Below are 24017 nucleotides of genomic sequence, written 5' to 3' on the forward strand. Positions count from 1 at the left end.
AGCCACTCACGTGACAGCTAGCGCACCACGATCGTGACGGTGACGGTCGTGGTCTTCGCCGGCAGCTTGTGGGTGTCGACGGCCAGGAACTCGCCGTCGTCCTGCACGCCGGCGGGGGTCATCTTGGCGTGGAGCTGGAACGGCGGCGCGGTGTTGGTGACACCGTCGATGCCGAAGTCGCTGTCGTTGCTGACGACGAGGGTGCGGCCGTGGTCGGGGGTGGCGACGCCCTCCACCTTGTCGTGGCCGAAGAAAGCGCCGGTGGGGTCGAGGCTGGTGACCAGCGCGCCGAAGTCGAGGGAGAGAGACTTGGCGACGGGCGTGATGCCGACCTTGGCCAGGTCGGCCGTGGCGGTCTTGGTGTCGTCGGTGCCGACGTAGGCGTCGATGGTCGCCTTGTTCGGGCCGACCAGCAGGCCGCCCTTGGCACCGTCGTAGCCGACGGCGCGGGGGCCGACATCGGTGGCGCCGGTGAGGTCGATCTTGAACAGCTTCTTGTACGCCCCGGGCTCCGCCTTGCCGTCCCGCTCGTCCACGAGGAACGTGGTGTCGGACAGGGCGGTGATCTCGCTCACCGCCCCGGAGTTGGTCTTCGGGTCGTCCAACAGGTACAGGAACTCGCGCGTGGCCCGGGTGCGCAGGTCATAGGTGACGATGCGCAACGTGGTGACGTTGCTGGGCTTCTTGGTCAGGTCGGGCTGCTGGAGGGCGGACTGCATGATGCCGACCAGGGTGCGGCCGTCGGGGGTGACGGTCAGGCCCTCCATGCCCTTGTTCGGCACACGGTTGGCCAGCTCGGCCGGCAGCGAGCCGTCGAACGGCGAAAGCCGTTGCAGCGCACGGCCGTTGCGATCGAAGTGGGTGACGAACGGGCCGTACTCGTCGGACACCCAGAAGGTGCCGTCCGTCAGGGCGACCAAGCCCTCGGAGTCGTAGCCGTTGGGGTCGGCGGACAGCGGGTTGCCGTTCAGGTCGACGATGGTCTCGCCGGTGTCGGCGGCGGTGTTGACCCGCCCCGAGTACGGGGTGCCGTCCTTGGCGCGCAACGGGATCGACCGCTCCAGCACGGCCTTCCCGTTCACCAGGCGGAACTTGCCGATGGCCGGGTCGAACGACGGCAGCGGCTCGACCTTCTCGCCGTTGGGGCCGTCGACATTGGGGCCACGGTCGGTGAGGCCGTAGTACTCGTCGCAGCTGCCGGGCGCCGGGGCCAGCGAGGAGCCGTAGGCGCCGGCGGTGATCGGCACGCCGCCGACCACGCCTAACGGCGGCAGGTGCGTGTCGTACAGCCGCACCGCGTCGGTCTCGGTGTAGGAGAAGGAATCCGTGCCGGTGAAGCCGGCGGCCGGGGTGTAGCGCAGCGTGCCGTCCTGGTCACGGACAACAGAGCCGTGTGCGGGGGTGGTGTGCGACACCACGGTTTCTCTCGCGGACACGGTCACGGGCTGACCGCGATGTGTGCGGTAGCCGGGGTCGGTGCTGGCGTCGGCGACGCCCGTGGCCAGCATGCCCGTAGCGACCAGGTTCAGGGCGACGACGCCGGCAGTGGCGACGATCCGATTGCGATTCACCGCAGGAGTGTCGTCACGGCAAGTGGACATCACGCGACCGCCGGGCGACGCGCCGGTGAACAAACGTGGCCCAAGCGGCGGTCACGCGGTAGACAACAGGAATGTCGGAACAGCAGGACTTCAACCGGACGGTGATCGAGGAGTTCCGGGCCAACGGGGGCCGCGTCGGCGGCCGGCTCGACGGCGTCGATCTGGTGCTGGTGACCCATACCGGCGCTCGGACCGGTCGGGCCCTGACCACGCCGCTCGGCCACGTCGTCGACGGGGACGACCTGGTGGTCGTCGCCGCCAACCGGGGCAGCGCCACCCACCCGTCCTGGTACCACAACATGGTCGCCAACCCTGACGTCACGGTCGAGGTCGGATCCGCCACGTACCAGGCGAAAGCGGTCGTCGCGACCGGTGACGAGCGGGCCCGGCTGTGGGACAGGATCGCCGCGCTGAAGCCGTTCCTGCTCGACTTCCAGGACAAGGCCGGCCCGCGTGAGATCCCCCTCGTCGTGCTCCGCCGCGCGTGATCGGCCGTCTGCACCACGTCGAGCTCTGGGTTCCCGACCTGGCCCGCGCCATCCGGAGCTGGGGCTGGCTGCTCGGCGAACTGGGCTACGAGCAGTTCCAGGACTGGCCGCACGGCCGCAGCTGGCGCCTCGGCGAGACCTACCTCGTGGTCGAGCAGTCCCCCGCGCTCACCGCCGCCGAGCACGACCGCCGACGGCCCGGCCTCAACCACCTCGCCTTCCACGTCGGCGACCGGCTCGACGCTCTGGTCGAAGCCGCCCCGGCGCACGGATGGACCCTGCTGTTCGCGGATCGGCACCCGTACGCCGGCGGCCCTCAGCACCACGCCGGCTACCTGGCCGACGAGGACGGCTTCGAGGTGGAGCTGGTCAGCGGTCGGTGAAGGCGTCGGCGACGCGGAGGCCGCTGACGCCCTGCGCGCGCAGCCGACTGTCCACAACGGACTCGATGACGCGGGTGCCGACGGCGTGGAAGAAGGTTCCCGTGCCGAGCCGGAGAAACTCAGTGTCCCGATAGGACGATCCCGGCAATGCCTCGGCCGGCACCCTTTCCTTCAGTGCCGCGGTGGCCTCGCGGGTGATGCGCAGCGCGGCGAGATCGGCCGTTGAGCGCAGGTGTCATAACTGGACCGGTGTGCCCTGCTGTCCGCCATGGCGTTGACGCAGCTGCACCCCGTCGAGCAGCCTGGCCCGACGGCCGGCGAGCTCAGCTTGCAGGCTCCACGACACCCGCGAGGTGTAGTGTCAGCTCCACCGGGAGCATTTCGCGTGTCGGCAGTCAGGCCGACGCCGTCCCCGGCGCACCCCCAGGTCGGTCGCGGTGCGGCCGAGGGCGAGGAGACCGACATGTCGTCGGGTCCGACCATGACCATCCACTTCAGACAGTTGACGCAGCCGGACGAGGCGCGGTGGCGGCTGATCCCCGCGGAAGCGGCGGCCGAGACCGTCCAGGGCGGCTGCGCGGTGTGCCCCCATCCGGCCGACGCGCACGACGAGATCGGCGTCCGGTTCTGCGCCGCGACAGCCGCCGGCAAGTTCGAGCGCGGATGCGTCTGCCCCACCCCCTGACCACCACCGGAACCTCTCGGCGCCGCTCAGCGTTGTCGGATGGACGGTGACCGCACCCGTTCGTCGCGCGTGCCGGTCACGCCGACGATCGCGGGGCGAGGCGTCACCGCCGGCCAGCACGAGCATCGGACATCCATGACGTCGACCGACCCCGGACCGGCTGCCACGCGACGCGGCACCGAATTCGCCGACCTGACCCGCGTGATCAAGCAGCACGGCCTGCTCGACCGCAGGCGCCGCAGCTACGCCGCCAAGTTCGCGGTCAACGCGATCCTGCTGGTCGGCGGGTGGACGGCGTTCTTCGTGCTAGGGTCGTCTTGGTGGCAGGTCGCCACGGCGGTGTTCCTCGCGCTGGTGCACACCCAGCTCGCGTTCATCGGCCACGACGCCGGCCACAAGCAGATCTTCGCCAGCAGGCGGGGCAACGACATCGTCGGCCACGTGCATGCCGGCCTGGTCGGCATGAGCTACGGCTGGTGGATCGGCAAGCACAATCGCCACCACGCCAATCCCAACCATGAGGACGAAGACCCGGACATCCAGATCTCGGTGCTGGCCTTCACCAGCGACCAGGCCGCCGCCAAACGGGGTGTGCTGCGCTGGCTGACCCGGTACCAGGCCGCGCTGTTCTTCCCGCTGCTGCTGGCGGAGGGGGTGGCCCTGCACGTCTCCGGCGTCAAGGCCGTGCTGCGGCGCGAGGTCAAGGCGGTGCGGCTGGAGGGGGCGCTGCTGGCGGCGCACGTCGTCGGCTACCTGGCGGCGGTGTTCTGGGTGCTGTCCCCGGTGCAGGCGCTGGTGTTCATCGCCGTGCACCAGGGATTGTGGGGTGTCTACATGGGATGCTCGTTCGCCCCCAACCACAAGGGCATGCCGACCGTGTCGGCCGGGCAGCGGCTGGACTTCCTGCGCAAGCAGGTGCTGACCTCCCGCAACGTGCGCGGCGGCCGGGTCGTCGACTTCCTGCTGGGCGGGCTGAACTACCAGATCGAGCACCACCTGTTCCCCAACATGCCCAGGGTCAACCTGCGCCGGGCCCAACCGCTCGTGCAGCAGTTCTGCGCCCACAACGGCATTCCGTACAGCCAGACCAGCGCGCTGGGCTCCTACCGCCAGGTGCTGAGTCATCTCCACGCCATCGGCGCGCCACTGCGCCAAGCGAAAGGACACTGATCACCATTCAGACCACCGACGTGACGGACGAGCGCCCCGAGGTGTCCGCCCTCCAGTTCAGCCACCCCACCCCGGGCGCGCCGCTCATGCCGACCGACGCGCACCCCTGCGCCCCGGTGCGGTTTCTCGCGCCGGCCGACGACGACGTGGCGACGACCGCGCCGCGGCCTCGGGGTGGACACGCGGGGTAGCTTGAGGATGGCGCCGTTCTCGCGGCCGCCAGCATCGGTCGCCGGCCGGCCGAGTCAGGAGGACCGACATGACGTCGGGCCCGCACTCCCACTCAAATCCCGCGCCGTCGCTGCGATTGCGGCTCAAACCCAAGGGACCGGTGACCGGCTACGTCGACGGCGGCTGGTGGCCGCACAGCCGTGACCTGGCCGCCGAACTCCCCGAACTGGCCGCGGTGCTGTCGGTCCGGCTGGGGCCGATCCAGCGGATCGCCTACGCGATGGACACGTGGGAGACGGCGCCGAACCGGGTCGATGTCGACGGACGGCACGTCCGCATGGAGGGATTCCGTTCCCAGGACCGCGACACCGTCGCGGTGACCGGGTTGAACGGGCAGCGCCTCAGCCTGCTGGTCGTGCCGCCGGACGCCGGCGACACCGCCGGGCACGACGCGATGATGGCGGCGGCGCACCGGGACAACGCCGACAGCCCGTCGTCGATTCTGCGCGGCGCACGCGTTCGCCGTGGCGCCGCGACAAGCTCAACACCCTGAACTTGGCTGATTGCGTCCAGCCAGGACGGGAGCGCCGGCACAACGTCGAGCCGGCCGTGTGTTCGACTCCCCGTGGTCTCGTGACCGCTGGGCCGCCCCGGCTGACCGCATCCGTGCGACGAAGCCGATGGCGCCCACCGTGGGAAACGCCGAACCCGGCCGGCTCGGACCGGACTCCCGTGCCGGGCCGGTGGCGGACACAACCGTCACCGGCCCTCCCTGTATCCGGCGTCAGTCCAGGCCGGCCAGCAGATCCGTCTCGGTGATGCCCGGGCCCTGGCCCTCGCGGATGAACCACTCGGTGCCGAAGGTCTCGGCGAAGTGCTTCTCGGGCATGGCCAGGAACGGCGATTCCTCGGAGATCTGGCTGACATGGGCCCGCATCGCGGCGCGCTTGGCCTCGGCGTAACGGGTGACGTCGACCCGGGCCGTCAGCTCGGCCGCCGGCTTGCCGAACTCGTGGCCGTCGAAGTCGGGGATCTCGGCGCCGGTCTCCTCGGCGTAACGCCGCCACCGCGCGTAGGACTCCTCGCGGTTGGACGTGTGCTGGTAGACCCGGGGTGTGCCGGCGATCTCGGCGGCACGCCGGCCGACGCGGTGCACCTGGATGTGGTCGGGGTGCCCGTAGCCGCCGTTGTCGTCGTCGAAGGTGATGACGTCGGCGTTCTCCTCGACGAGGATCGCGGCCAGCTTGCGCGCAGCCTCCTCGACCGAGGCGTTCCAGAAGGCCTCGGGGGCGGAGTTCTGCTCCCAGCCCATCATCCCGGAGTCGTGGTATCCCAGGAACTCCAGCCGCTTCACGCCGAGAACGTCGGCGGCCGCCTGGGTTTCCGCGGCCCGCCGCTCGACGAGGGTCTCCCCCTCGGCCAGCAGGCCCTCGGGAATCTCGCCGAGTTCGCCGCCGGTCGCCACGACGAGCACCACCCGGTGCCCCTCGCCCGCGGCCTTGCGCATCGTGCCGCCCACGGTGATCGACTCGTCGTCGGGGTGGGCCTGGAAGGTGACGAAGGTAGCCATCAGTCGTTCGGCCTCTGCTCGGCGAGGAACTGCTCGAACTGGTCGCCCAGCTCGTCAGCGGTCGGCATCTGCTCCAGCACGTCGCTGAGCAGGCTCGGCTTGCCCGCGGCCTCGGCGAAGGTGTCGTACTGCCGTTCCAGCGCGTGCACGACGTCGGCGACCTCGGCCGACTCGCTCACCTGGCGGTCGATCTCCACCGCCGCGCGGCGGGCGGCCTCCCGCAGCGAGTCGTCGGGCAGGTCCAGCCCGGTCGCCTTGACGATCGCGTCCAGCAGCGTGACGGCCGCGGTCGGGTAGGCGGTCTGGGCCAGGTAGTGCGGCACGTGCGCGGCGTAGCCCACGGCGTCGCGGTCGGCCTCGCCCAGGCGGAACTCCAGCAGGGCGGTGATGCTGGCCGGAACCTGGAGCGTGTTGGGCATCTGCTGGTGGTCGCCGACCAGCTCGGGCCGCGTGGCATGCGCGGTGACGCCCAGCGCCCGCGTGTGCGGGGCGCCCATGGGGATGCCGTGGAAGCTGGCCACCAGCCGCACGCCCCAGCGGTCCATCAGCGCCTTCACGGCGGCGATGAACAGTTCCCACTCGTGGTCCGGCTCCGGGCCGTTGAGGATCAGGAACGGCGTGCCGGCGGTGTCGTGCAGCAGGCGCACGTCCAGCGTGGGAGTCTGGTAGCTCTCCCAGCGGTCGGTGCTGTACGTCATGATCGGCCGCCGCGACCGGTAGTCGATCAGGCGGTCCACGTCGAAGGTCGCGACCACCCGGTTCTCGAACCGCTCCAGCAGGTGCTCGACCACCAGCTTGCCGGCGCTGCCCGCGTCGACGAAGCCGTCGAAGTTCACCAGGAGCACCGAGCCGTCCAGGTCGGGTGTGTCCGAGTCGACCTCGACCAGGTCCTCCGGATCCCGTGCCACCGCTACCTCCCACACCAGCCGTACAGAGCTCTGTAGTTGTACAACGTGCGACCGGATCGAATTCATCCCCGCCGGTCAGCTATAGTCAACGCTTGAACAATCAAAGCTAGGTCACCTGAGGGGACGACGTGAAGCTGACCCCGCTGGCCATGGCGGTGTTGGAGCTCCTGCTGGAGAAGCCGATGCATCCGTACGAGATGTCCCAGGTGATGCGGGCCAGGCACATCGAGGCCAAGGCCAACGTGAAACCCGGGTCGCTGTACCACGCGGTGGAGCGGCTGGAGTCGCACGGCCACATCGAGGTGGTGGACACGCAGCGGGAGGGCCGTCGGCCGGAGCGGACCGTCTACGGGGTGACCGAGGCCGGCAGGGACGCGTTCGTGGCGCGGGCCAAGGCGATGCTCGGCGCGGTCGCGCCGGAGTACCCCGAGTACGCCAGCGGGCTGTCCGCGCTCAGCGAGCTCGACCGCGAGGACTCGCTGGCCGAGCTGCGCACCCGTGCGCTGAAACTGCAGGCCGAGGCGGCCGCGGACCAGGTCATCATGGACAGCCTCGAAGCCAAGCCGCTGCCGCTCGTGTACTGGCTGGACGTGCGGTTCATGGCCGCCCGGCGGGAGTTCGAGCTGGCCTGGACCAAGCAACTGATCGAGGACATCACCACCGGCCGGGTCGAATGGGTGCCCGCCGAGAGCGAGGACGAGGCGTGAGCGAGCCTGCGAGCGAGCCATTCAACACAGAGCGTCCGCGAACGCGGACACCGAGCGCCAGCGAGGTGCCGCAGTGAACGACAGACCGGTCAACCCGTGGGGCGCGCTGGCCGCGCTCTGTATCGGCTTCTTCATGATCCTGCTGGACGCGACCATCGTGTCCATCGCCATCCCGGCCATGCTGCGCGGGCTGAACGCCAGCCTGAACGCCGTGGTCTGGGTGACGAGCATCTACCTGCTCACCTACGCCGTGCCGATGCTGTTCACCAGCCGGCTCGGGGACCGGTTCGGTCCCAAGCGGGTCTTCATGGCCGGCCTGGTGCTGTTCACGCTGGCCTCGCTGTGGTGCGGGCTGGCCGGCGACGTCGGCACCCTGATCGCCGCCCGCGGCGTGCAGGGCATCGGCGCCGCCCTGATGACGCCACAGACGCTGTCGTTCATCAGCTTCCTGTTCCCGCCGGCCCGGCGCGGCGCCGCCATGGGCGTGTGGGGCGGGATCGCCGGCCTGGCCACCGTCACCGGGCCGCTGCTCGGCGGCGTGCTGGTGGACAACTTCGGCTGGCAGTGGATCTTCTACGTCAACGTGCCGATCGGCGTGATCGCCGTGGTCCTGGGCATGATCCTGGTGCCCGACTGGCGGCCCGGCACCGCGCACGCCTTCGACGTGCCCGGAATCCTGTTGTCCGGCCTCGGTCTGCTGCTGGTCGTGTTCGGCCTGCAGAACGGCCAGCAGTACAACTGGGGCGAGGTGTGGGGCGGCGTCACCGTCTTCGAGATCATCGCCGCCGGTGTCGTGCTGCTGGTGGCTTTTGTCTTCTGGCAACGCTTCAACCGCCGCGAGCCCCTGCTGCCGCTGCACATCTTCGGCAACCGCAACTTCTCCAGCGGCGTGCTGGCCTCGGTGACCGTCGGCTTCACCATGACCGGCATGTTCTTCCCGATCGTGATCTACCTCCAGACCGTGCTCGGCATGACTCCCCTGCACGCCGGCCTGCTCACCGCCCCCATGTCCCTGCTGTCCGGGGTCGTCGCCCCGTTCGCCGGGCGGTTGTCCGACAAGGTCAACGCCAAGTTCCTGCTGGTGTTCGGCCTGGTCGCGCTGGCCGCCGGCCTGGCCTGGATCTCCTTGCAGGTCACGCCGACCACCTCGCCGTACGCGCTGATCCCCGCGTTGTTGTTGTGCGGCTTGGGCATCGGCTTCATCTTCTCCCCCATGAGCGCCGTGACCATGGGTTCGGTGCCCCGGGAGCTCACCGGCTCCGCCTCCGGCATCTTCAACACCGCCCGCCAGGTCGGCGGCGTGCTCGGCTCCGCCGCCGTGGGCGTGCTACTCCAGGCCCGCATCACCGCCTCGCTGGCCGCCTCCACCGCCGACCTGCCGCCCCAGATCCGCGCGGGCCTGTCCAGCGCCGCCAACGTCGAGGGCGGCGCCCCCTCCGACTTCGGCTCCGTGCCCGATTCCGTGCGCCAGCAGGTCACCGACGCCATCCACAGTGGACTCACCACCGCCGCCGCCCAGACCCTCTGGCTCCCCGCCGCCTTCCTCCTGCTGGGCGCCCTGGCCGCCCTCACCATGCGCACCAGCCGCCGGGTCGTGCGTCAAGCTCCAGAGGCGGCGGTCAGCCCCACCACTGGACCATGACGATGTGGACCTCACGCTGGTGTTCGAGGATCAGGTAGATCACCTGGCCGGCGGCGTCCGGGCCGAATTTCCAGCGGCGCAGCTCGGCCCCGGGTTTGCTCTTGTGCTGGGGAGCGCCGTTCCATGGGGCAAGCTCAAGAACGGGGTAGACCTCGGCCAACGCCGACGCCGCCCCTGGCGGCAGCGCGTCGATCTGTTCCTGAGCCTCGGGTAGACCTCGAGGCGGTACATCTAGCCGGCAAGCCTCGCCTGGATACGCGCCATCATCTCTTCACCCGAGATGCTGCCGGCCGGGGCCTTGCCGGTTGCCAGCGTGCGCTCGACCGTCGCCATCATGCGGGCATAGCTACCGGGGCGCTTCAGCTCCGTATAGGCCATCAGCCGCCAGCTGCCGAGCATCTCCCGCACTCCGGCCAGGCTGTGGGTCTGGTTCGCCTCCTTGAGCACGACGGCCCACTCGCTGTCGAACGCGGCAAGCATCTGCCCCGTCAGACAGGCACGAATCGCTTCCGGTTCCGCCTCCGGCGGAACCGGCTCCGCGTCGTGCTCGTACTCCGGCATTGCCATGTCTCGACGGTAGCAGGTGGGGCGCTGACCACAAGTGAGTACATACCGTGACGAGAAATATCACCAAGGGTGACCGGAGTGCGCTCGATCGAGGGGATCAAGCGCGCTCCGGTCGGGACCGCTAGGGCAGGACCTGGATCTTGCGGCCCTTGCCGGCCTTGAACTGCTCCAGGGCCGCGGCGTAGTCGTCCAGCGGCAGGCGGTCGCTGATGAAGATCTCCGGGTCGAGCACGCCGCCGGCGAAGAGGTCGGCGGCGCGCTCGTAGCTGTGGAGCACGGCCATGGAGCCGGTGATGGTGATCTCCTGGTTGTAGATCCTGTACGGGTCGATCTCCACGCGGGCGGCGTAGTCGGCCACGCCGAACTGGAGGAAAGTGCCGCCCTTGGCGACACGGCCGAGGCCGTCCTGGATGGCGCGGGCGTTGCCGGTGGCGTCGATGACGACGTCCCAGCCGCCGCGGTCCAGCTCGTCGGCGCTGGTGGCGACGGCGGTGCAGCCGAGCTGACGGGCGGTGGCCAGGCGCTCCTCGTTGAGGTCGACGACCTCGATGGACGCCGCGCCGGTGAGCTTGCCCAGCTCCAACATCATCAGGCCCATGGTGCCGGAGCCGTAGATCAGCACGGACGTCGCCAGCTGGGAACGCAGCACGTCGTAGCCCCGCACGGCGCAGGACAGGGGCTCGATCAGGGCGGCGTCCTCGGTCCGCACGTGATCGGGCAGCTTGACGCAGTTGGCCACGGGCGCGACGGCGAACTCGGCGGCCCCACCGGCGGTGGAGACGCCGATGCCGCCCCAGCGCTCGCACAGGTTGTTGCGCCCGGACCGGCAGTACCGGCACTCGAAGCAGTACAGGGACGGGTCGACGGCCACCCGGTCGCCGACGGCCACCTCGGTGACGTCGGCGCCGATCTCGGCCACCACGCCGGCGAACTCGTGGCCGGGGATCACGGGCAGCGTCGGCGCGAACTCGCCCTGCAGGATGTGCAGGTCGGTGCCGCACAGCCCACAGGCGGACACGTCCACCACGACCTGGCGGCGTCCGGGCGCCGGATCGTCCACGGTGGTCACTTCCACCTGGCCGACCCCGCTGATGACGGCTGCCTTCACTTCACGGCTCCCAACGACAGGCCCTGGACCAACTTGTCCTGGGCGGCGAAACCCGCGGCCAGCACCGGCAGTGAGATCACCGTCGCGGCCGCGCACACCTTGGCCAGGAACAGCCCCTGGCTGGTGACGAAACTGGTGAGGAACACCGGCGCGGTGCCCGCGACCACGCCGGTCAGCACCCGGGCGAACAGCAGCTCGTTCCAGCTGAAGATGAAGCAGATCAACGAGGTCGCGGCGATGCCGGGCATGGCGACCGGGGCCACCACCCGCCGCAGCGTGGTGACCAGCCCGGCCCCGTCCAGCTGCGCGGCCTCCAGCATCTCCACCGGCACCTCGGCCAGGAACGACCGCATCAGCCACACCGCGATCGGCAGGTTCATCGAGGTGTAGAGAATGGTCAGGAACGAGATGTTGTCCAGCAGCCCGGAGAACTGGGCGAACAGGTAGATCGGCAGGGTGCCGGCCACCACCGGCAGCATCTTGGTGGACAGGAAGAAGAACAGCACGTCCGACCACTTGCGCACGGGCTTGATCGACAGCGCGTAGGCGGCGGGAATGGCCAGCAGCAGCACGATGACCGTGGACCCGATGCTGGCGCTGGCCGAGTTGATCAGCGGCGGCCACGGGCTGGCCCCGCTGCCGGCGCCGAAGAACTCCTCGTAGCCGCTCAGGGTCAGCGGCGCGAGCAGGGACGGCGGATTGGTGGCGGCGTCGGACTCGCTGTGGAAGGAGGTCAGCACCATCCACAGCACCGGCAGCGCGAACAGGATGCCGGCCAGCCAGGCGAACAGGCCCCACGGCCGCCACGCCTTGCGCGTCATGACTTCACCTCGTTGCGCAGCAGGGAGGACACGACACGCAGGGCGAAGGTGGCGATGACGATGGAGGCGATCACCACGATGACGCCGGCCGCCGACGCCTGCCCGTAGTCGTGGGCCTGGAAGAAGGTCTGGTAGATGGTGTACGGCAGGTTCGCGGTGCCCAGGCCGCCGGAGGTGATGGTGAACACCGCGTCGAAGTTCTGCACGATGTAGATCGATCCGAGCAGCCCACCCAGCTCCAGGTACTGCCGCAGGTGCGGCAGCGTCAGGTAGCGGAAGATCTGCCACGGCGTGGCGCCGTCCATCCGGGCCGCCTCGATGGCGTCGAACGGCCTGCTTTGCAGCCCCGCCAACAGGATCAGCATCATGAACGGCGTCCACTGCCACACCAGGGCGGCCTCGACGGCGATCTTGGGCATCGTGGAGATCCAGTCCGGCTGCGGCGGCGCCGTCCCGCCGAACAGCCCCCAGATCCACGTCAGAGCGCCGTTGAGCAGGCCGTACTCGGGGTTGTAGAGCACGTGCTTCCACAGCAGCGCGGCGGCCACCGGCACCACCAGGAACGGCGCGATCAGCATCGTCCGCACGAGACCGCGGCCGCGGAAACGCTGGTCCAGCAACAAGGCCAGGCCGAGCCCCAGCAGCAGGCTCACCACCACCACGGCAACCGTGAGGATCACCGTGGACACCACCGACGAGCGCAGCGCGTCGTCGGTGGCGACCGCGATGTAGTTGCCCAGACCGGCGAAGCCCTGGTTGCTCGGATCCAGCGCGTTCCAGCGCAGGAAGGAGATGATCAGGGTCGCGACGAACGGCAGCTGGGTGATGATGATCGTGAACACCAGGGCGGGCAGCAGCGGCGCCCGGCGGGCCCACTCGGCGGCCCGCTTGGGCCCACGGTTCACCGAGGTCGCCAGCGGTCGGTCCAGGGTCTGGGTGGCCATGTCACTTGCCCTGGTACTTGGTGGCGACCTGCGCGGCCAGCTGCTGCGACGCCTCGAGCGCGGCGTCCACCGTGGTCGATCCGGCGATGGCCGAGCTGATCTGCTGCGACACCTTGGTGCCCAGGTCGGTGAACTCCGGGATGTCGACGAACTGGATGCCCAGTGTCGGCCGCGGCTGCACGCCCGGGTTCTTCGGATCGGCGGAGCTGATCGCGTTCTTGGTCTGCTCGGCGAACGCGCCGGCCGTCTTCACGTAATCCGGGTTCTCGTACGTCGAGGCGCGCTTGCCGGCGGGCACGCGGGACCAGCCCAGCTGCTTGCCGACCAGGTTCTCGTAGTCCTTGCTGGAGGCCCAGGAGATGAACTTCCAGGCGTTGTCCTGCTTCTTCGACGCCTTCTGCACGCCCCAGGCCCAGGTGTAGAGCCAGCCGGCCGACTTGGTCTTCATGACCGGGGCCGGCACGTAGCCGAGCTTGCCGGCGACCGGGGATTCCTTGGCCTCCAACGAACCGGCGGCCGAGGTCGCGTCGTACCACATGGCGACCTTGCCCTGCTCCAGGTTGTTGAGGCACTCGGAGAAGCCGGCCTGCGGGGCTCCGGACTCACCGTGCGCCTTGACCAGGTCCACGTAGAACTGGGTGGCCTGCTTGAACTCCGGGCTGGTCAGCTGGGCCTGCCAGTCCTTGGTGAACCAGGTGCCGCCGAAGGTGTTGACGACGGTGTCGAGCGGGGCCATCACCTCGCCCCAGCCGGGCTGCCCGCGCAGGCAGATGCCCTTCATGCCCGGCTGCGCCCCGTCGGCCTGCGCGGCCAGGTCGGCCACCTGCTGCCACGTCGGGTTGGCCGGCATGGTCAGACCCTTGGCCTCGAAGACGTCCTTGCGGTACATGAGGAAAGAGGACTCGCCGTAGAACGGCTCGCCGTAGACCTTGCCGTCCTCCGCGGTCAGCGACACCCGCATCGGCTCCAGGATGTCGTTCTGGTCGAACGCGGTGTCCTTGCCGATGTGCTCGTCCAGCGGCGCGAGCCAGCCGTTCTTGGCGTAGAAGGGGATCTCGTAGTTGCTGATGGTGGCGACGTCGTACTGGCCGGCCTGGCTGGAGAAGTCCTGGCTGATCTTGTCGCGGACGTCGTTCTCCGGCAGCACGGTGAAGTTGACCGTGATGCCGGTCTGCTTGGTGAAGTTGTCGGCCGTGAGCTTCTGCAGGTCGACCATCTGAGGGTTGTTCACCATCAGCACGTTGATCGAGTTCGCGCCGCCGGCGCCCCCGCCACCCGCGCCGCTGCACGCGGTCAGCGCCGCGGCCACCAGCATCGCACCCGTCGCCGCACCCACGGCCCGGCGTGCTCCGATTCGCGCCATCCGAGACATCTCCTCGTTTTTCCTGTAATGCCTGGGCATAACGGACAGCCCCCAAGTCCCGGTGGCGCGCACCGGGAGTCCTCGATCAGACGCGGACGATCTTCGGCCCCAGCACCGCGTAGCGCTGACCGTCCGCTGTGGACAGTCCGGTGTCGGTGACGATGGCCTCGAAGTCCGCGATGTCGGCGAACCGGCTGAAGCTGGCCACGCCGAACTTGGTGTGCACGCCGGCGAAGACGCGCCGCCGGGACACCGCGACGGCCTTCGCCTTGACCGCGCCGACCGCCGGGTCGGGTGTGGTCAGGCCGTGCTCGCGGGAGATCCCGTTGGCCCCTATGTAAGCCAGGTCGATCACCATCTCGCCCAGCATGCGCAGCACCCAGTGGTCCACGGTCGCCAAAGTGTGCCCGCGCAGTCGCCCGCCCAGCAGCAGCACGGTGACGCTGGGCGTGCTCGACAGCGCCGCGGCCGCCGGCAGCGACGCGGTCACGACCGTCAGCGGGCGGTCGGTCGGCAGCGACTCGGCCACCAGCTGCGGGGTGAAGCCCTCGTCGATGAACACGGTCTCCGCGTCGCCCAGCCGGTCCGCAGCGGCACGGGCGATGCGCCGCTTCTCGGGCAGGTGCGAGGTCGCGCGGTAGGCGATGCCGGTCTCGTAGCCCGCGGTCTCCACCGGCACCGCACCACCGTGGGTGCGGCGCACCAGCCCGTGCTGGTCGAGCAGCTTCAGGTCGCGGCGGACGGTCTCCGGCGCGACGTCCAGCTCGGTCGCCACGTCGCCGACGTCCACCCGCCCGTTGGCCCGCGCGCGGGCCAGGATCCGGCGCTGGCGCTCGTCCGCCTGCATCGAAACCCACCTCCACGTGCTGTGTTGACTCGGGCATTGACCGGCCCGTTCGGGCAGGAATCAGGTTTAACACCGTCGTCACGGTGTGGCCAGCGCCACAGTGGGCGCCGCGCTGCCCGATTTTCGCCCGTTTGAGTGGCGCTCAGCTGCTATCGCCATGGTCGACGGCCCGTGTTGTGCCCGTTTCCCGGCGTGACGGTGCCCGTATTCACCGGATGCGGTTAACTGGTGCGCATGGGCAGCACCATTTCGGACGTCGTCCGCTGGGCCGTCGTCGTGACCATGGCCGGACCGCTGGCGCTGGTCGGCACACCGGCCCCGCTCGCGACCAACAGCCCGCTCCCCTCGGGGCTGTCCACCGACCAGCTGGTCGGGCAGCGGGTCATCTACTCGTACCCGGGCGCGACGCCGCCGCAGACGCTGCTGGACCGGATCCGCCAGGGCCGGGTCGGCGGCGTGATCTTCTTCAGCGAGAACATCAAGTCCACCGCCCAGATCACCGGCGTGGTCGGCCAGCTGCGGCAGGCCGCCGCGCAGAGCCCCGTGCACCAGCCGCTGCTGCTCATGACCGACCAGGAGGGCGGCCTGGTGCGACGGCTGCCCGGCGCGCCGACCATGTCGGAGAAGCAGATCGGGCAGGCCGCCGACGCGCAGCAGCAGGCCGCCGCCGCGGGCGACGGGGCCGGCAGGAACCTGGCCGGCGTCGGCATGAACTTCAATCTCGCGCCCGTGCTGGACGTCTTCCGCACGCCCGGCGACTTCGACGACTCGGCCCAGCGCTCCTACAGCCAGGACCCGGCCAAGGTGAACACGCTCGGCCAGGCCTTCGTCACCGCGCAGCAGCAGACCGGCGTCGCCGCCACGGTCAAGCACTTCCCCGGCCTCGGCTCGGCCACCACCCAGCAGAACACCGACGAGCAGCCGGTCACGCTCACCGCCTCCGCCGACACGCTGCGCTCCGTCGACGAGGCCGCCTACCCGGGCTCGATCGCCGCCGGCGTGAAGTCCGTGATGCTGTCCTGGGCCATCTACCCCGCGCTCGACACGAAGCCGGCCGGCATGTCCGCCACGATCATCAACCAGGAGCTGCGCGGCCGGCTGGGCTTCAAGGGCGTCACCATCACCGACGCCCTGGAGGCCGGCTCCCTGCAAGCCTTCGGCGACACCGGCCAGCGCGCCGTCACCGCCGCCGGCGCCGGCATGGACCTCATCCTGTGCTCCGGCCGCGACGTCAGCCAGGGCGACCAGGCCGCCGCCGCGATCTCCGCCGCCGTCACGTCCAACAAGCTGGACCACAGCGCCTTCGACGCCTCCGTCGACCGCGTGTTGCAGATGCGGGGCAGTCTGCACTGAGTCTTTGGCGCCGCCTTCGGCGTCGCGGCTCGGCCCCTCGTGACCCCTGCCTCGCCCTTGCCGGATTTTCCCCCGCCGCATCGGCTCGGGTGGGTGGGCGCGTCAGGTGGCGGCGGACGAAAATCCGCCAACCGTGCGAAGCAGGGGCGGGGCCGAGCGCTCTCCGGTGTTGGCGGTCTGAACCCTCTGAACGGCCCCCCTTCGTGGCTCGTCGCGAATTTCTGTCCAGTTCGATGCAACATGATCCGGGCTGCGACCACATATGGGGGTGGAGATGCTGGCCGACCCTGAGTCGGCGCCCGACGCGCAGCTGTGGGAGGCGATCGCCGGTGACGACCATGCGGCGTTCACCACGCTGTTCGAACGGCATGCGCAGGCCGTCTGGAACTACGCGTACCGGCTGACCGGCTCGTGGTCGGCGGCCGAGGACGTGCTGTCGACGACGTTCCTGACGGCCTGGCGTCGCCGGGCCGACGTGGTGTTGATCCGGGAGAGTGCCCTGCCGTGGCTGTACACGGTGGCGGCGAACCTCGTGCGCAACGACCACCGGCGGCGCAGCCGGTTCCTGCGGCTGGTGCCGAAGCTGGCGGTGCCCGAGGAGAGCCGGGACCACGCCGAGGAGCTGGCCGAGCACGACCACACGCAGCAGCGCCTGAAGAAGGTTCTGGCCGCTGTGGACGAGCTGCCCGCGTCCGAGCGGGAGGCCGTGCAGCTGTGCATGGTCGGGCGGATGAGCACCGCCGACGCCGCCGAGCTGCTCGGCATCACGGAGGTCAGCGTCCGTTCCCGCCTGTCAAGGGCGCGCACTCGGCTGCGTCGCATGACCAGCGACGACAGCATGACCGAGGAGAGCTTCGATGAGTGACCCGTTCGACGTGCCCGAGCGGGACCTGCCCGAGCACGTCCGCCAGCAGGCGCTGCGCCGGATCATGACCGAGATCGGGCGGGAGCCCCGCGCACGCCGCCGCTCCGGTCTGGTGCCGGTAGTCATCGCCGCCTCGGTGGTGATCCTCATGGCCGGCGCCACGGTCGTGACCAGCGCGATCCTCGGCAACAAGGACCACAAGGTCACCAACGCCTCCCCGACCACGCACGCGGCCGCGTCGACCACCTCCACCAGCGGCGGCGGCCGCGAGACCGGCTTCGGCCTGTACAACGCCCAGCGCGACTGGGGCACCGGCGCGGAGATGGAGCGCTGCTGGCAGGCCGACCACAAGCCGGACACCTGGGCGCCGCTGCTGCGGGTCGAGACCGACAACGTGGTCGCGCTGCTCTACCGGGTCGGCGCCGACATCGTCTTCTGCCAGCTCACCCCGGTCCAGGTGACGGTGAAGTCGAAGCCGTATCCGGCCCCGCCGACCGGCAACGTGCCGGCGCGCATCCTGTTCACCACGGTCGAGGGCACCTACGCCGGCGTGACCGCCGCGGACGTGGACAACCTGGTGATCACCCCCGACCAGCCCCCCATCGGGTCGCCGTCGGCGATCGGCAACGGCGTGTTCATCCTGCCCAACGGCTACCGGCCGACCGACCACGTCACGCTGCGCGGCTTCTCCACGCCGGACTACACCGTGCCCAAGGCCGACCTGCCGCAGCCGTTGACGTCGAACCGCCAGACCATCGACCAGCACGCGGAGCGGACGTCGGCTGCCGGCCAGCGGCTGGCCGGCTGCCTGAGCGCGGCGAATCCGCCGGTCGCGGACGCCGACTACTTCGTGGCGGGCGCGTCCGTGGTGGTCGACGACCAGCACTGGGCCCAGCTGGGCAAGGTCGGCAACTCCCTGGTCTGGTGCTCCTCCGTGCCCGGCGAATCGGCCCGGTTCCTCCCCTTGCCGCCGACCACGCACGCGATCACGTGGGTGACGGTCGACAAGTTCGGACCGTCGGAGATCGGACCGGTGATCGTCGGCATCGCCCAGGACGCCGACGCCGCCACCGTCTCCGTGCAGCCGCCCGGGAAGGACGCCCGCACCGCCACCGTCGACCACGGCTCGTTCATCGTGACCGGACTGGGCGAACCGGTCGGCGGCTCGAACGTCATGGTCAAGGACAGCGCCGGCAAGATGATCGAGCAGTTCCCGATCTAGGCTCGGACGGGTGACCACCGAGTACCGACAGTTCCGGTTCCAGCGGCCGCCCGGCTCCACCGAGCTGGTGCTGATCCGCCACGGCGAGTCGGCGCCGGCCCGGTTCGACCGGCCCTATCCCTACCGGGACGGGCACGGCGATCCGGAGCTGGCGCCGCAGGGCCGCGAGCAGGCCGTCAAGCTCGCCGACCGGTTCCAGGACCAGCACTTCGACGCGATCTACGTCACGACGCTGCGCCGCACCCATCAGACCGCGGCGCCGCTGGCCGAGCGGCTGGGCATCGTCCCGAAGATCGAGCCCGACCTGCGGGAAGTGCATCTCGGCGAGTGGGAGGGCGGCCTGCTGCGCAAGCACGTCGCCGAGGGCCATCCGCTGGTCACGGAGATGAACACCAAGCAGCGCTGGGACGTGATCCCCGGCGCGGAATCCACCGAGCAGCTGGCCGCGCGGGTCGGGGCCGGCATCCGCCGCATCGCCGGCGCGCACCCCGACCAGCGGGTGGCGGTCGTCGTGCACGGCGGCGTGATCGGGCAGGTGCTGGCCATGGCCAGCGGCGCCGAACCGTTCACGTTCATCGGCTCCGACAACGCCTCGGTGTCGGTGATGGTGGTGGCTGGCGACCAGTGGATCATCAGGGGCTACAACGACGTCTCACACCTGTGACGGCGGATCAGCGTCGAAGTCGCCCAGGTCGGAGAAGACGAACACACGCACGGCGTAACCGGTGGTCGGATGCACCTGGGCCAGGTAGGCCGAGACGGGGCTGCCGACGATCTCCTCGATGGCGTCCAGGAAGTCCTGCCTGGTCGCCTCGTGCAGCGCCTCGTGGTGGCGCAGCACGGCGTCGGAGTGACCGCGCTCGTGCAGCACGGCGTCGGCGACGGTGAGGCTGTCGATGGACAGCACGACCAGGCTGATCGGGTCGTCGTCGGAGACCGACACCTTGACGTTGCGGGGGCCTCGACCGTAGAAGGACCGCTCGAGGCTCGTGACCTTCTCGGCGACCGAGTTACGTTGAGCCCTGGTGATGCGCACCGGCGGCTTTCCTCTCGCGGGTGTGGCGGGTTACCCTGCGCAAAGACCACAACAACATAGTGGCTTCCGAGCCGTGCCGCAGCGGAACAGCTGTTCCGAGGCGGTGTGGCCCGGGCGAGATACCTCCCACGCTGGCGTGGCGCGAAGGTCCGGATATCCCGGAAAGGCGCGCGGCGACACCGTGGGATGCCGAGCGAAGGGCTTGTCTCGTGGCAGTTCAGACCCGTCCCGCCCAGTTGCGGGACCTCGTCGACGACTACGTCGCGCGCCGCGACGAGTGGTCGGCGCACGTCCGCTTCGATCTCACGGAGCGGTACTTCTCCCGCCTGTACCGCGACGACAGCGTCGAGGTCTGGCTCATCTGCTGGGATCTCGGTCAGGACACGCTGCTGCACGACCACGGGGGCAGCGTCGGCGCCTTCGCCGTGGCCAGTGGCCAGCTGATCGAAGATTTCGGAGACACCACACAGGAAGGTCTGCGGACCCGCCGCCACCGGGCCGGCGACTCCGTCGCGTTCGGGCCGACCTACCTGCACAACCTGGTCAACGTCGGCATGGAGCCCGCCATCTCCATTCACGCCTACTCCGAGCCGCTGACGTCGATGAACTTCTACTGCTGGCTGCCGTCGGGCATTCACCACCTGCGTGAAGTGCCCTGCGACACGCCGGAGCCGGACACCACCGCGCTGGAGGCCACCGCGGCCCGCCTGCGCGAGGCCGTCCGATGAGCGACATGATCACCGGACTGTTGGAGACCGCGCGCGAGCACATCACGCGGTACAGCCCGGCACAGGCCGCCGCGGCGATGCGGGCCGGCGCGGTGCTGGTCGACCTGCGACCGACCGAGTACCGCTGGCGGTTCGGGGAGATCCCCGGGGCCGTCGCGGTGTCCCGGCACGTGCTGGAGTGGCGCATGGACGTGACCAGTCCGCACCGCCTCAAGGAACTCCGGCCGGACGACGTCGATCAGGAAGTCATCCTGCTCTGCAACGAGGGCTACACCTCCAGCCTCGCCGCCTACCAGCTGCGCAACCAACTCGGTCTGCGCAATGTCAACGACGTCGAGGGCGGCTTCGCCGCCTGGCGCGACGCCGGCCACCCCATCGTGCGCCGGCTGGTGGCCGAGTAGCGGGCCGGCATGCAGGGAAGGACGCCTTACCCTCGTTCAACGCGGGTAAGGCGTCCTTCCCTGCATGCGCAGGGGTCAGCGCACGCGACGTTCCCCGGCGGTGACGGGCACCGTGATCTCGTTGCCGGCCGGGGGCATCGGGCAGATGCCGAAGTCGGTGAAGGCGGACGGGAAGTTCCTGGCCTGGTTGAAATCCAGCGTCACCCGGCCGTCCACCGGCAGCGGCGCGTCCAGCTGCCGCCACGGCGCGGTGGTGTCGTCGTTGGTGGGGTCGTGGAACACCAGGACGATCGTGTCGCCGCCGGCGGTCGCGATCAGCCGCTGCTCCCGGCCCGCCACCGTGAACCGGACCTCGCCGACCTCGAACAACACCTCGTGGATGCCGTGCTGCGCGGTGTCCACCTCCAGCCGCTTGGCCGGGTGTCGCGGCGTGAACTCGGCCTCCACCACCCATTCCGGCGCGTGGTCGAAGACCGAGGGACCGTCATACGCCTTCAGCGCCGGGCCTTCCGGGTCACGCAGCCGGATGCCGGCGCGGCCGTCGCGGATCAGCGTCTCCACGTGGATGCCGCCGTAGGTCACGAACTCCGCGGCGTCGCCCTTGATCTCGCGGACGCCGTCGAGCGGCTTGCCGTCGTGGCACAACCCGTCGGACACCGAGGCTTTCACCCGGATGACGCCGGATTCGGCGCTCCACTCCCCCGGCAGGTCGGCGAACCGGGTCGGCCTCGGGTCCAGCCAGTGCAGCCCGACCAGGCTCAGCCACCCGTACGGCGCACGCAGGTCGCGCTCCCGCCGGGCCAGCCACTCGTGCCATCCGCTCATGTTCGACATAACACCGTGAATCGGCCCATGCGTCCACATCCTGGAGCACCGTTGACAGTGACACCGCCCACTGGTCCGATGCCCTCATGGATCTGACCAGGCGCCTGCACGTGGACCTCGCCCGCGTGAACGCGCAGGGCTGTGCGGCCACGCCGAAGTAGCCGCCCCCGGTCCATCACCCTTTTGCGAGGAAACCACCATGCCGTACCAGTTCTCTCCTTCGTTGACCGTGACCGCGAGCCAGTCCGCCGAGGTCACCGTGGTCGTTCGGGTCAGCACGAACAACGACCAGGCCCCGCTGGTGGCCGCCCGCGTCGTCGACGCCGTGCGCACCGCGGTCGACATCCCCGGCACCACGTTGACCGTGTCCGTGCCCCAGCCGCGCACCGCCGAACGCGGTGAGCTGCGGATTCAGCCTGCGGCACGGCAGGTCTGGCAGCGGGGCGACGCCGTGGAGCTGACCCGGATGGAGTTCGACCTGTTGCTGCACCTGGCCCGTCGGCCCGGACGCGTGCACCTGCGGACCGCCCTGCTGTCCGAGTTGTGGGGTCTGCCCCATGGCGTCGAGACCAGGACGCTGGACGTGCACGTTCGCCGGCTGCGACGCAAGCTCGGCCCCGCCGCCACGCTCATCACTACCGTCCGTGGCGTGGGCTATCGGCTGGACGGGGCCGATCGGGTGACCATCGAGGAGTGATCGCCCGATATGTCGGGCTAGAACCTCAAATCTTCCTCAAATTCGGGCCCTGAACCAGATCGTAACCGGAAGACCGGTTCACATCGGCCCGGCTTTACGCCATGCTCCGCCACACCCGAACGGGTGGTGCAGGTCACGTCCATAGTGGACCAGAGAGCAGGGGTGAGCGATGGCTTCGCCGTCAAACGTCGCTTCGTCACCGGGTGGATCCGGCCATTTCAAGAGAACCGTCGGCTTCTACGGCCTGATGTTCATCTCACTCGGCTCGATCATCGGGTCGGGCTGGCTGCTGGGCGCGCTCAACGCGGCCAAGGCCGCCGGCCCCGCCTCGCTCATCTCATGGGTGCTGGCGGCGGCGATGTTGTCCGTGCTGGCGCTGATCCACGCGGAGCTCGGCGCGGCCTACCCGGTCGCCGGCGGCACCGCGCGGTTCCCGCTGTTCGCCTTCGGCAGCATCACCGGCTTCATCGCCGGCTGGGCGGCCTGGCTGCAGGCGGTGGCCATCGCGCCGATCGAGGTCGAGGCCAGCCTGGCGTACCTGGACAACATCGGGTGGGTGAAGGACAACCTGCACCTGCTCAACGAGGACGGCACGCTGACGGCGAGCGGCTTCGGCTGGGCCAGCCTGCTGATGGTGATCTTCACCCTGGTCAACATCGTCGGCGTCAAGCTGCTGTCGGAGAGCAACACCATCACGGTGCTGTGGAAGACCGCGGTGCCGCTGCTGACCGTGCTGGTGCTGCTGCCGCTGAGCTTCCACGGCGCCAACTTCAGCGCGGGCGGCGGTTTCATGCCGTTCGGCTTCCACGGCGTGTTCGCCGCGCTGCCGCTCGGCGTGGTGTTCGCCCTACAGGGCTTCGAGCAGTGCATCCAGCTGGCCGCCGAGGCCGCGCAGCCGAAGAAGGACCTGTCCCGCGCCGTGCTGGTCGCGATGGGCATCGGCGCGGTCGTGTACATCCTGCTGGAGATCGCCTTCATCGGCAGCCTCGACCCGGCCGCGCTGGTCAACGGCTGGGCCAACCCCATCGCCAAGGGCGACTTCGGCCCGTACGCGACGCTGGCCATCGCGGCCGGCGCGGGCTGGCTGGCCTACATCCTCTACGTGGACGCGTTCATCTCGCCCGCCGGCACCGGCCTGATCTACGTCGGCACCTCGGCCCGCCTGACCTACGCGCTCGGTCGCGACAGGCAGATCCCCGGCGTGTTCGGCAAGCTGAGCGTGCGCGGCGTGCCGCTGTGGTCGATCGTGCTGGCCTTCGTCATCGGCGAGCTGTCGTTCGCGCCGTTCCCGTCCTGGAGCCAGCTGGTCTCCGTGGTCACCTCGGCCACCGCGGTGATGTACGCGTTCGCCCCGGTCTCGCTGGCCGCGCTGCGCCGGCGGGACGCCGACCGCGAGCGGCCGTACCGTACGCCGTTCCCGGCCGTGTTGGCGCCGCTCGGCTTCGTGTTCGCCAACCTGATCATCTACTGGTCGGGCTGGGACGTGAACTACAAGATCGGCTACGCCATCGTGTTCGGCCTGATCGTGTTCGCGATCACCCGGGCGTTCCAGAAGCCCGAGAACCGGGCCAAGCTGGACCTCAAGGCGGCGCAGTGGGTCGTGCCGTGGTTCGTGGGCATGATCCTGCTCGGCTGGCTCGGCCGCTACAGCAGCGACACCGACCACTCGCCGCTGAACATCCTGCCGGACGGCATCGACGTGCTGGTGATCGCCGTCTTCTCGCTGGCGATCTTCTACTGGGCCGTCGCCTGCGCCCGCCCCACCGCCGACGTGGTCGCCGCCGTGGAGCAGGAGCACGCCGAACTGGAGCAGCAGCCCGAGATCAACACCGCCTGAGGTCGGAACATGGGGGTGGCGGCGCGGGGCCGGCGGGGGGGCCCGCCCCCGGACCGCCCCCCGGGGGCGGCGGGCCCC

General features: G+C 69.9%; 29 protein-coding genes. 16 read left to right on the forward strand and 13 right to left on the reverse strand.

The window, feature by feature from the left end; genetic code table 11:
- Positions 1-17: 17 nt before the first annotated feature.
- A complete protein-coding gene (locus AB0M73_RS43255; RefSeq protein ID WP_363904613.1) occupies positions 18-1571 on the reverse strand; it encodes an esterase-like activity of phytase family protein in 1554 nt (517 codons plus the stop codon).
- Between the two features lie 101 nt (positions 1572-1672).
- Between AB0M73_RS43255 and AB0M73_RS43260 the strand changes: the two genes are divergently transcribed.
- Together AB0M73_RS43260 and AB0M73_RS43265 are read left to right on the forward strand one after the other, a co-directional pair.
- The gene (locus AB0M73_RS43260) at positions 1673-2089 is read left to right on the forward strand and encodes a nitroreductase/quinone reductase family protein (protein ID WP_363904616.1); all 417 of its coding nucleotides are present in this window, start codon (positions 1673-1675) and stop codon (positions 2087-2089) included.
- Positions 2086-2472 carry a VOC family protein gene (locus AB0M73_RS43265; protein ID WP_363904619.1) on the forward strand — a complete coding sequence of 129 codons (387 nt, stop codon included), beginning with the start codon at positions 2086-2088 and terminating at the stop codon, positions 2470-2472. Before AB0M73_RS43260 ends, AB0M73_RS43265 begins: the two co-directional genes overlap by 4 nt.
- Here AB0M73_RS43265 and AB0M73_RS43270 read toward each other — a convergent pair.
- On the reverse strand, positions 2459-2704 hold the full coding sequence (locus AB0M73_RS43270) for a GMC oxidoreductase (protein WP_363904685.1): 246 nt from the start codon (positions 2702-2704) through the stop codon (positions 2459-2461). The genes AB0M73_RS43265 and AB0M73_RS43270 overlap by 14 nt on opposite strands.
- A gap of 153 nt (positions 2705-2857) precedes the next feature.
- Here AB0M73_RS43270 and AB0M73_RS43275 point away from each other — a divergent pair, with 153 nt between their 5' ends.
- The 4 genes from AB0M73_RS43275 to AB0M73_RS43290 all read left to right on the forward strand — a co-directional run bounded on the left by AB0M73_RS43275 (position 2858) and on the right by AB0M73_RS43290 (position 5051).
- Complete coding sequence (locus AB0M73_RS43275; RefSeq protein WP_363904622.1) at positions 2858-3157, forward strand: RGCVC family protein; 300 nt, start codon at positions 2858-2860, stop codon at positions 3155-3157.
- A gap of 135 nt (positions 3158-3292) precedes the next feature.
- Positions 3293-4327, forward strand: a complete 1035-nt coding sequence (locus tag AB0M73_RS43280; RefSeq protein ID WP_363904688.1) for an acyl-CoA desaturase — start codon at positions 3293-3295, stop codon at positions 4325-4327.
- A 20-nt stretch (positions 4328-4347) separates the two neighbouring features.
- Positions 4348-4518 carry a hypothetical protein gene (locus tag AB0M73_RS43285; RefSeq protein WP_363904625.1) on the forward strand — a complete coding sequence of 57 codons (171 nt, stop codon included), beginning with the start codon at positions 4348-4350 and terminating at the stop codon, positions 4516-4518.
- Between the two features lie 68 nt (positions 4519-4586).
- A complete protein-coding gene (locus tag AB0M73_RS43290) occupies positions 4587-5051 on the forward strand; it encodes a DUF5994 family protein (protein WP_363904628.1) in 465 nt (154 codons plus the stop codon).
- 231 nt (positions 5052-5282) lie between these two features.
- Here the strand turns inward: AB0M73_RS43290 and AB0M73_RS43295 are convergent, their stop codons facing one another.
- Together AB0M73_RS43295 and AB0M73_RS43300 are read right to left on the reverse strand one after the other, a co-directional pair.
- A complete protein-coding gene (locus tag AB0M73_RS43295) occupies positions 5283-6068 on the reverse strand; it encodes a PIG-L family deacetylase (RefSeq protein WP_363904631.1) in 786 nt (261 codons plus the stop codon).
- On the reverse strand, positions 6068-6976 hold the full coding sequence (locus AB0M73_RS43300; protein ID WP_363904634.1) for a PAC2 family protein: 909 nt from the start codon (positions 6974-6976) through the stop codon (positions 6068-6070). Before AB0M73_RS43300 ends, AB0M73_RS43295 begins: the two co-directional genes overlap by 1 nt.
- A 128-nt stretch (positions 6977-7104) precedes the next feature.
- Between AB0M73_RS43300 and AB0M73_RS43305 the strand changes: the two genes are divergently transcribed.
- Positions 7105-7683, forward strand: a complete 579-nt coding sequence (locus tag AB0M73_RS43305; RefSeq protein WP_363904638.1) for a PadR family transcriptional regulator — start codon at positions 7105-7107, stop codon at positions 7681-7683.
- Between the two features lie 19 nt (positions 7684-7702).
- Positions 7703-9325, forward strand: a complete 1623-nt coding sequence (locus tag AB0M73_RS43310) for an MFS transporter (RefSeq protein ID WP_363904691.1) — start codon at positions 7703-7705, stop codon at positions 9323-9325.
- On the opposite strand, the gene AB0M73_RS43315 is transcribed toward AB0M73_RS43310, so the two are convergent.
- From AB0M73_RS43315 to AB0M73_RS43345, 7 genes are all read right to left on the reverse strand, one after another.
- Positions 9303-9485 (reverse strand): hypothetical protein, encoded by a 183-nt coding sequence (locus AB0M73_RS43315; protein ID WP_363904641.1) that lies wholly within the window; start codon positions 9483-9485, stop codon positions 9303-9305. The two genes, AB0M73_RS43310 and AB0M73_RS43315, sit on opposite strands and share 23 nt — an antisense overlap.
- A gap of 71 nt (positions 9486-9556) precedes the next feature.
- Positions 9557-9892 (reverse strand): DUF6247 family protein, encoded by a 336-nt coding sequence (locus AB0M73_RS43320; protein ID WP_363904643.1) that lies wholly within the window; start codon positions 9890-9892, stop codon positions 9557-9559.
- Positions 9893-10013: 121 nt separating this feature from the next.
- Positions 10014-11000 carry a zinc-dependent alcohol dehydrogenase family protein gene (locus tag AB0M73_RS43325; RefSeq protein WP_363904646.1) on the reverse strand — a complete coding sequence of 329 codons (987 nt, stop codon included), beginning with the start codon at positions 10998-11000 and terminating at the stop codon, positions 10014-10016.
- A complete protein-coding gene (locus tag AB0M73_RS43330; protein ID WP_043723858.1) occupies positions 10997-11821 on the reverse strand; it encodes a carbohydrate ABC transporter permease in 825 nt (274 codons plus the stop codon). Before AB0M73_RS43330 ends, AB0M73_RS43325 begins: the two co-directional genes overlap by 4 nt.
- Positions 11818-12765, reverse strand: coding sequence for a sugar ABC transporter permease (locus AB0M73_RS43335; RefSeq protein WP_363904650.1), 948 nt, complete (start codon positions 12763-12765; stop codon positions 11818-11820). Before AB0M73_RS43335 ends, AB0M73_RS43330 begins: the two co-directional genes overlap by 4 nt.
- A 1-nt stretch (position 12766) precedes the next feature.
- On the reverse strand, positions 12767-14128 hold the full coding sequence (locus AB0M73_RS43340; protein ID WP_363904653.1) for a sugar ABC transporter substrate-binding protein: 1362 nt from the start codon (positions 14126-14128) through the stop codon (positions 12767-12769).
- Between the two features lie 85 nt (positions 14129-14213).
- A complete protein-coding gene (locus tag AB0M73_RS43345; RefSeq protein WP_363904656.1) occupies positions 14214-14975 on the reverse strand; it encodes a DeoR/GlpR family DNA-binding transcription regulator in 762 nt (253 codons plus the stop codon).
- A gap of 234 nt (positions 14976-15209) precedes the next feature.
- Between AB0M73_RS43345 and AB0M73_RS43350 the strand changes: the two genes are divergently transcribed.
- The 4 genes from AB0M73_RS43350 to AB0M73_RS43365 all read left to right on the forward strand — a co-directional run bounded on the left by AB0M73_RS43350 (position 15210) and on the right by AB0M73_RS43365 (position 19079).
- Positions 15210-16328: a glycoside hydrolase family 3 N-terminal domain-containing protein gene (locus AB0M73_RS43350; protein ID WP_363904659.1), complete on the forward strand. Its 1119-nt coding sequence runs from the start codon at positions 15210-15212 to the stop codon at positions 16326-16328.
- A gap of 274 nt (positions 16329-16602) precedes the next feature.
- Positions 16603-17193, forward strand: coding sequence for a sigma-70 family RNA polymerase sigma factor (locus AB0M73_RS43355; protein ID WP_363904662.1), 591 nt, complete (start codon positions 16603-16605; stop codon positions 17191-17193).
- Positions 17186-18415, forward strand: coding sequence for a hypothetical protein (locus AB0M73_RS43360; RefSeq protein ID WP_363904665.1), 1230 nt, complete (start codon positions 17186-17188; stop codon positions 18413-18415). Before AB0M73_RS43355 ends, AB0M73_RS43360 begins: the two co-directional genes overlap by 8 nt.
- Positions 18416-18425: 10 nt before the next feature.
- The gene (locus AB0M73_RS43365) at positions 18426-19079 is read left to right on the forward strand and encodes a histidine phosphatase family protein (RefSeq protein ID WP_363904668.1); all 654 of its coding nucleotides are present in this window, start codon (positions 18426-18428) and stop codon (positions 19077-19079) included.
- On the opposite strand, the gene AB0M73_RS43370 is transcribed toward AB0M73_RS43365, so the two are convergent.
- A complete protein-coding gene (locus AB0M73_RS43370; protein WP_043723849.1) occupies positions 19068-19451 on the reverse strand; it encodes a Na-translocating system protein MpsC family protein in 384 nt (127 codons plus the stop codon). The genes AB0M73_RS43365 and AB0M73_RS43370 overlap by 12 nt on opposite strands.
- 209 nt (positions 19452-19660) lie before the next feature.
- Between AB0M73_RS43370 and AB0M73_RS43375 the strand changes: the two genes are divergently transcribed.
- Positions 19661-20179, forward strand: a complete 519-nt coding sequence (locus AB0M73_RS43375) for a cysteine dioxygenase family protein (protein WP_363904672.1) — start codon at positions 19661-19663, stop codon at positions 20177-20179.
- 5 nt (positions 20180-20184) lie between these two features.
- Positions 20185-20580, forward strand: coding sequence for a rhodanese-like domain-containing protein (locus AB0M73_RS43380; RefSeq protein ID WP_363904675.1), 396 nt, complete (start codon positions 20185-20187; stop codon positions 20578-20580).
- Positions 20581-20655: 75 nt separating this feature from the next.
- Here AB0M73_RS43380 and AB0M73_RS43385 read toward each other — a convergent pair whose 3' ends face one another.
- Complete coding sequence (locus AB0M73_RS43385) at positions 20656-21405, reverse strand: DUF1684 domain-containing protein (protein ID WP_363904678.1); 750 nt, start codon at positions 21403-21405, stop codon at positions 20656-20658.
- A gap of 199 nt (positions 21406-21604) precedes the next feature.
- On the opposite strand from AB0M73_RS43385, the gene AB0M73_RS43390 reads away from it, so the two are divergent.
- Together AB0M73_RS43390 and AB0M73_RS43395 are read left to right on the forward strand one after the other, a co-directional pair.
- A complete protein-coding gene (locus tag AB0M73_RS43390; RefSeq protein WP_043723846.1) occupies positions 21605-22102 on the forward strand; it encodes a winged helix-turn-helix domain-containing protein in 498 nt (165 codons plus the stop codon).
- A gap of 169 nt (positions 22103-22271) precedes the next feature.
- The gene (locus AB0M73_RS43395; RefSeq protein ID WP_363904682.1) at positions 22272-23939 is read left to right on the forward strand and encodes an APC family permease; all 1668 of its coding nucleotides are present in this window, start codon (positions 22272-22274) and stop codon (positions 23937-23939) included.
- Positions 23940-24017 lie beyond the last annotated feature (78 nt).

Source organism: Kutzneria sp. NPDC051319 (assembly GCF_040682195.1).
Lineage (GTDB): Bacteria > Actinomycetota > Actinomycetes > Mycobacteriales > Pseudonocardiaceae > Kutzneria.

Coding starts and splice junctions, on each gene's coding strand:
- AB0M73_RS43340 (WP_363904653.1), bottom strand. CDS start 14,128: ATGGCGCGAATCGGAGCACGCCGGGCCGTGGGTGCGGCGACGGGTGCG.
- AB0M73_RS43280 (WP_363904688.1), top strand. CDS start 3,293: ATGACGTCGACCGACCCCGGACCGGCTGCCACGCGACGCGGCACCGAA.
- AB0M73_RS43350 (WP_363904659.1), top strand. CDS start 15,210: ATGGGCAGCACCATTTCGGACGTCGTCCGCTGGGCCGTCGTCGTGACC.
- AB0M73_RS43345 (WP_363904656.1), bottom strand. CDS start 14,975: ATGCAGGCGGACGAGCGCCAGCGCCGGATCCTGGCCCGCGCGCGGGCC.
- AB0M73_RS43260 (WP_363904616.1), top strand. CDS start 1,673: ATGTCGGAACAGCAGGACTTCAACCGGACGGTGATCGAGGAGTTCCGG.
- AB0M73_RS43385 (WP_363904678.1), bottom strand. CDS start 21,405: ATGAGCGGATGGCACGAGTGGCTGGCCCGGCGGGAGCGCGACCTGCGT.
- AB0M73_RS43290 (WP_363904628.1), top strand. CDS start 4,587: ATGACGTCGGGCCCGCACTCCCACTCAAATCCCGCGCCGTCGCTGCGA.
- AB0M73_RS43320 (WP_363904643.1), bottom strand. CDS start 9,892: ATGGCAATGCCGGAGTACGAGCACGACGCGGAGCCGGTTCCGCCGGAG.
- AB0M73_RS43380 (WP_363904675.1), top strand. CDS start 20,185: ATGATCACCGGACTGTTGGAGACCGCGCGCGAGCACATCACGCGGTAC.
- AB0M73_RS43360 (WP_363904665.1), top strand. CDS start 17,186: ATGAGTGACCCGTTCGACGTGCCCGAGCGGGACCTGCCCGAGCACGTC.
- AB0M73_RS43295 (WP_363904631.1), bottom strand. CDS start 6,068: ATGGCTACCTTCGTCACCTTCCAGGCCCACCCCGACGACGAGTCGATC.
- AB0M73_RS43330 (WP_043723858.1), bottom strand. CDS start 11,821: ATGACGCGCAAGGCGTGGCGGCCGTGGGGCCTGTTCGCCTGGCTGGCC.
- AB0M73_RS43390 (WP_043723846.1), top strand. CDS start 21,605: ATGCCGTACCAGTTCTCTCCTTCGTTGACCGTGACCGCGAGCCAGTCC.
- AB0M73_RS43395 (WP_363904682.1), top strand. CDS start 22,272: ATGGCTTCGCCGTCAAACGTCGCTTCGTCACCGGGTGGATCCGGCCAT.
- AB0M73_RS43335 (WP_363904650.1), bottom strand. CDS start 12,765: ATGGCCACCCAGACCCTGGACCGACCGCTGGCGACCTCGGTGAACCGT.
- AB0M73_RS43355 (WP_363904662.1), top strand. CDS start 16,603: ATGCTGGCCGACCCTGAGTCGGCGCCCGACGCGCAGCTGTGGGAGGCG.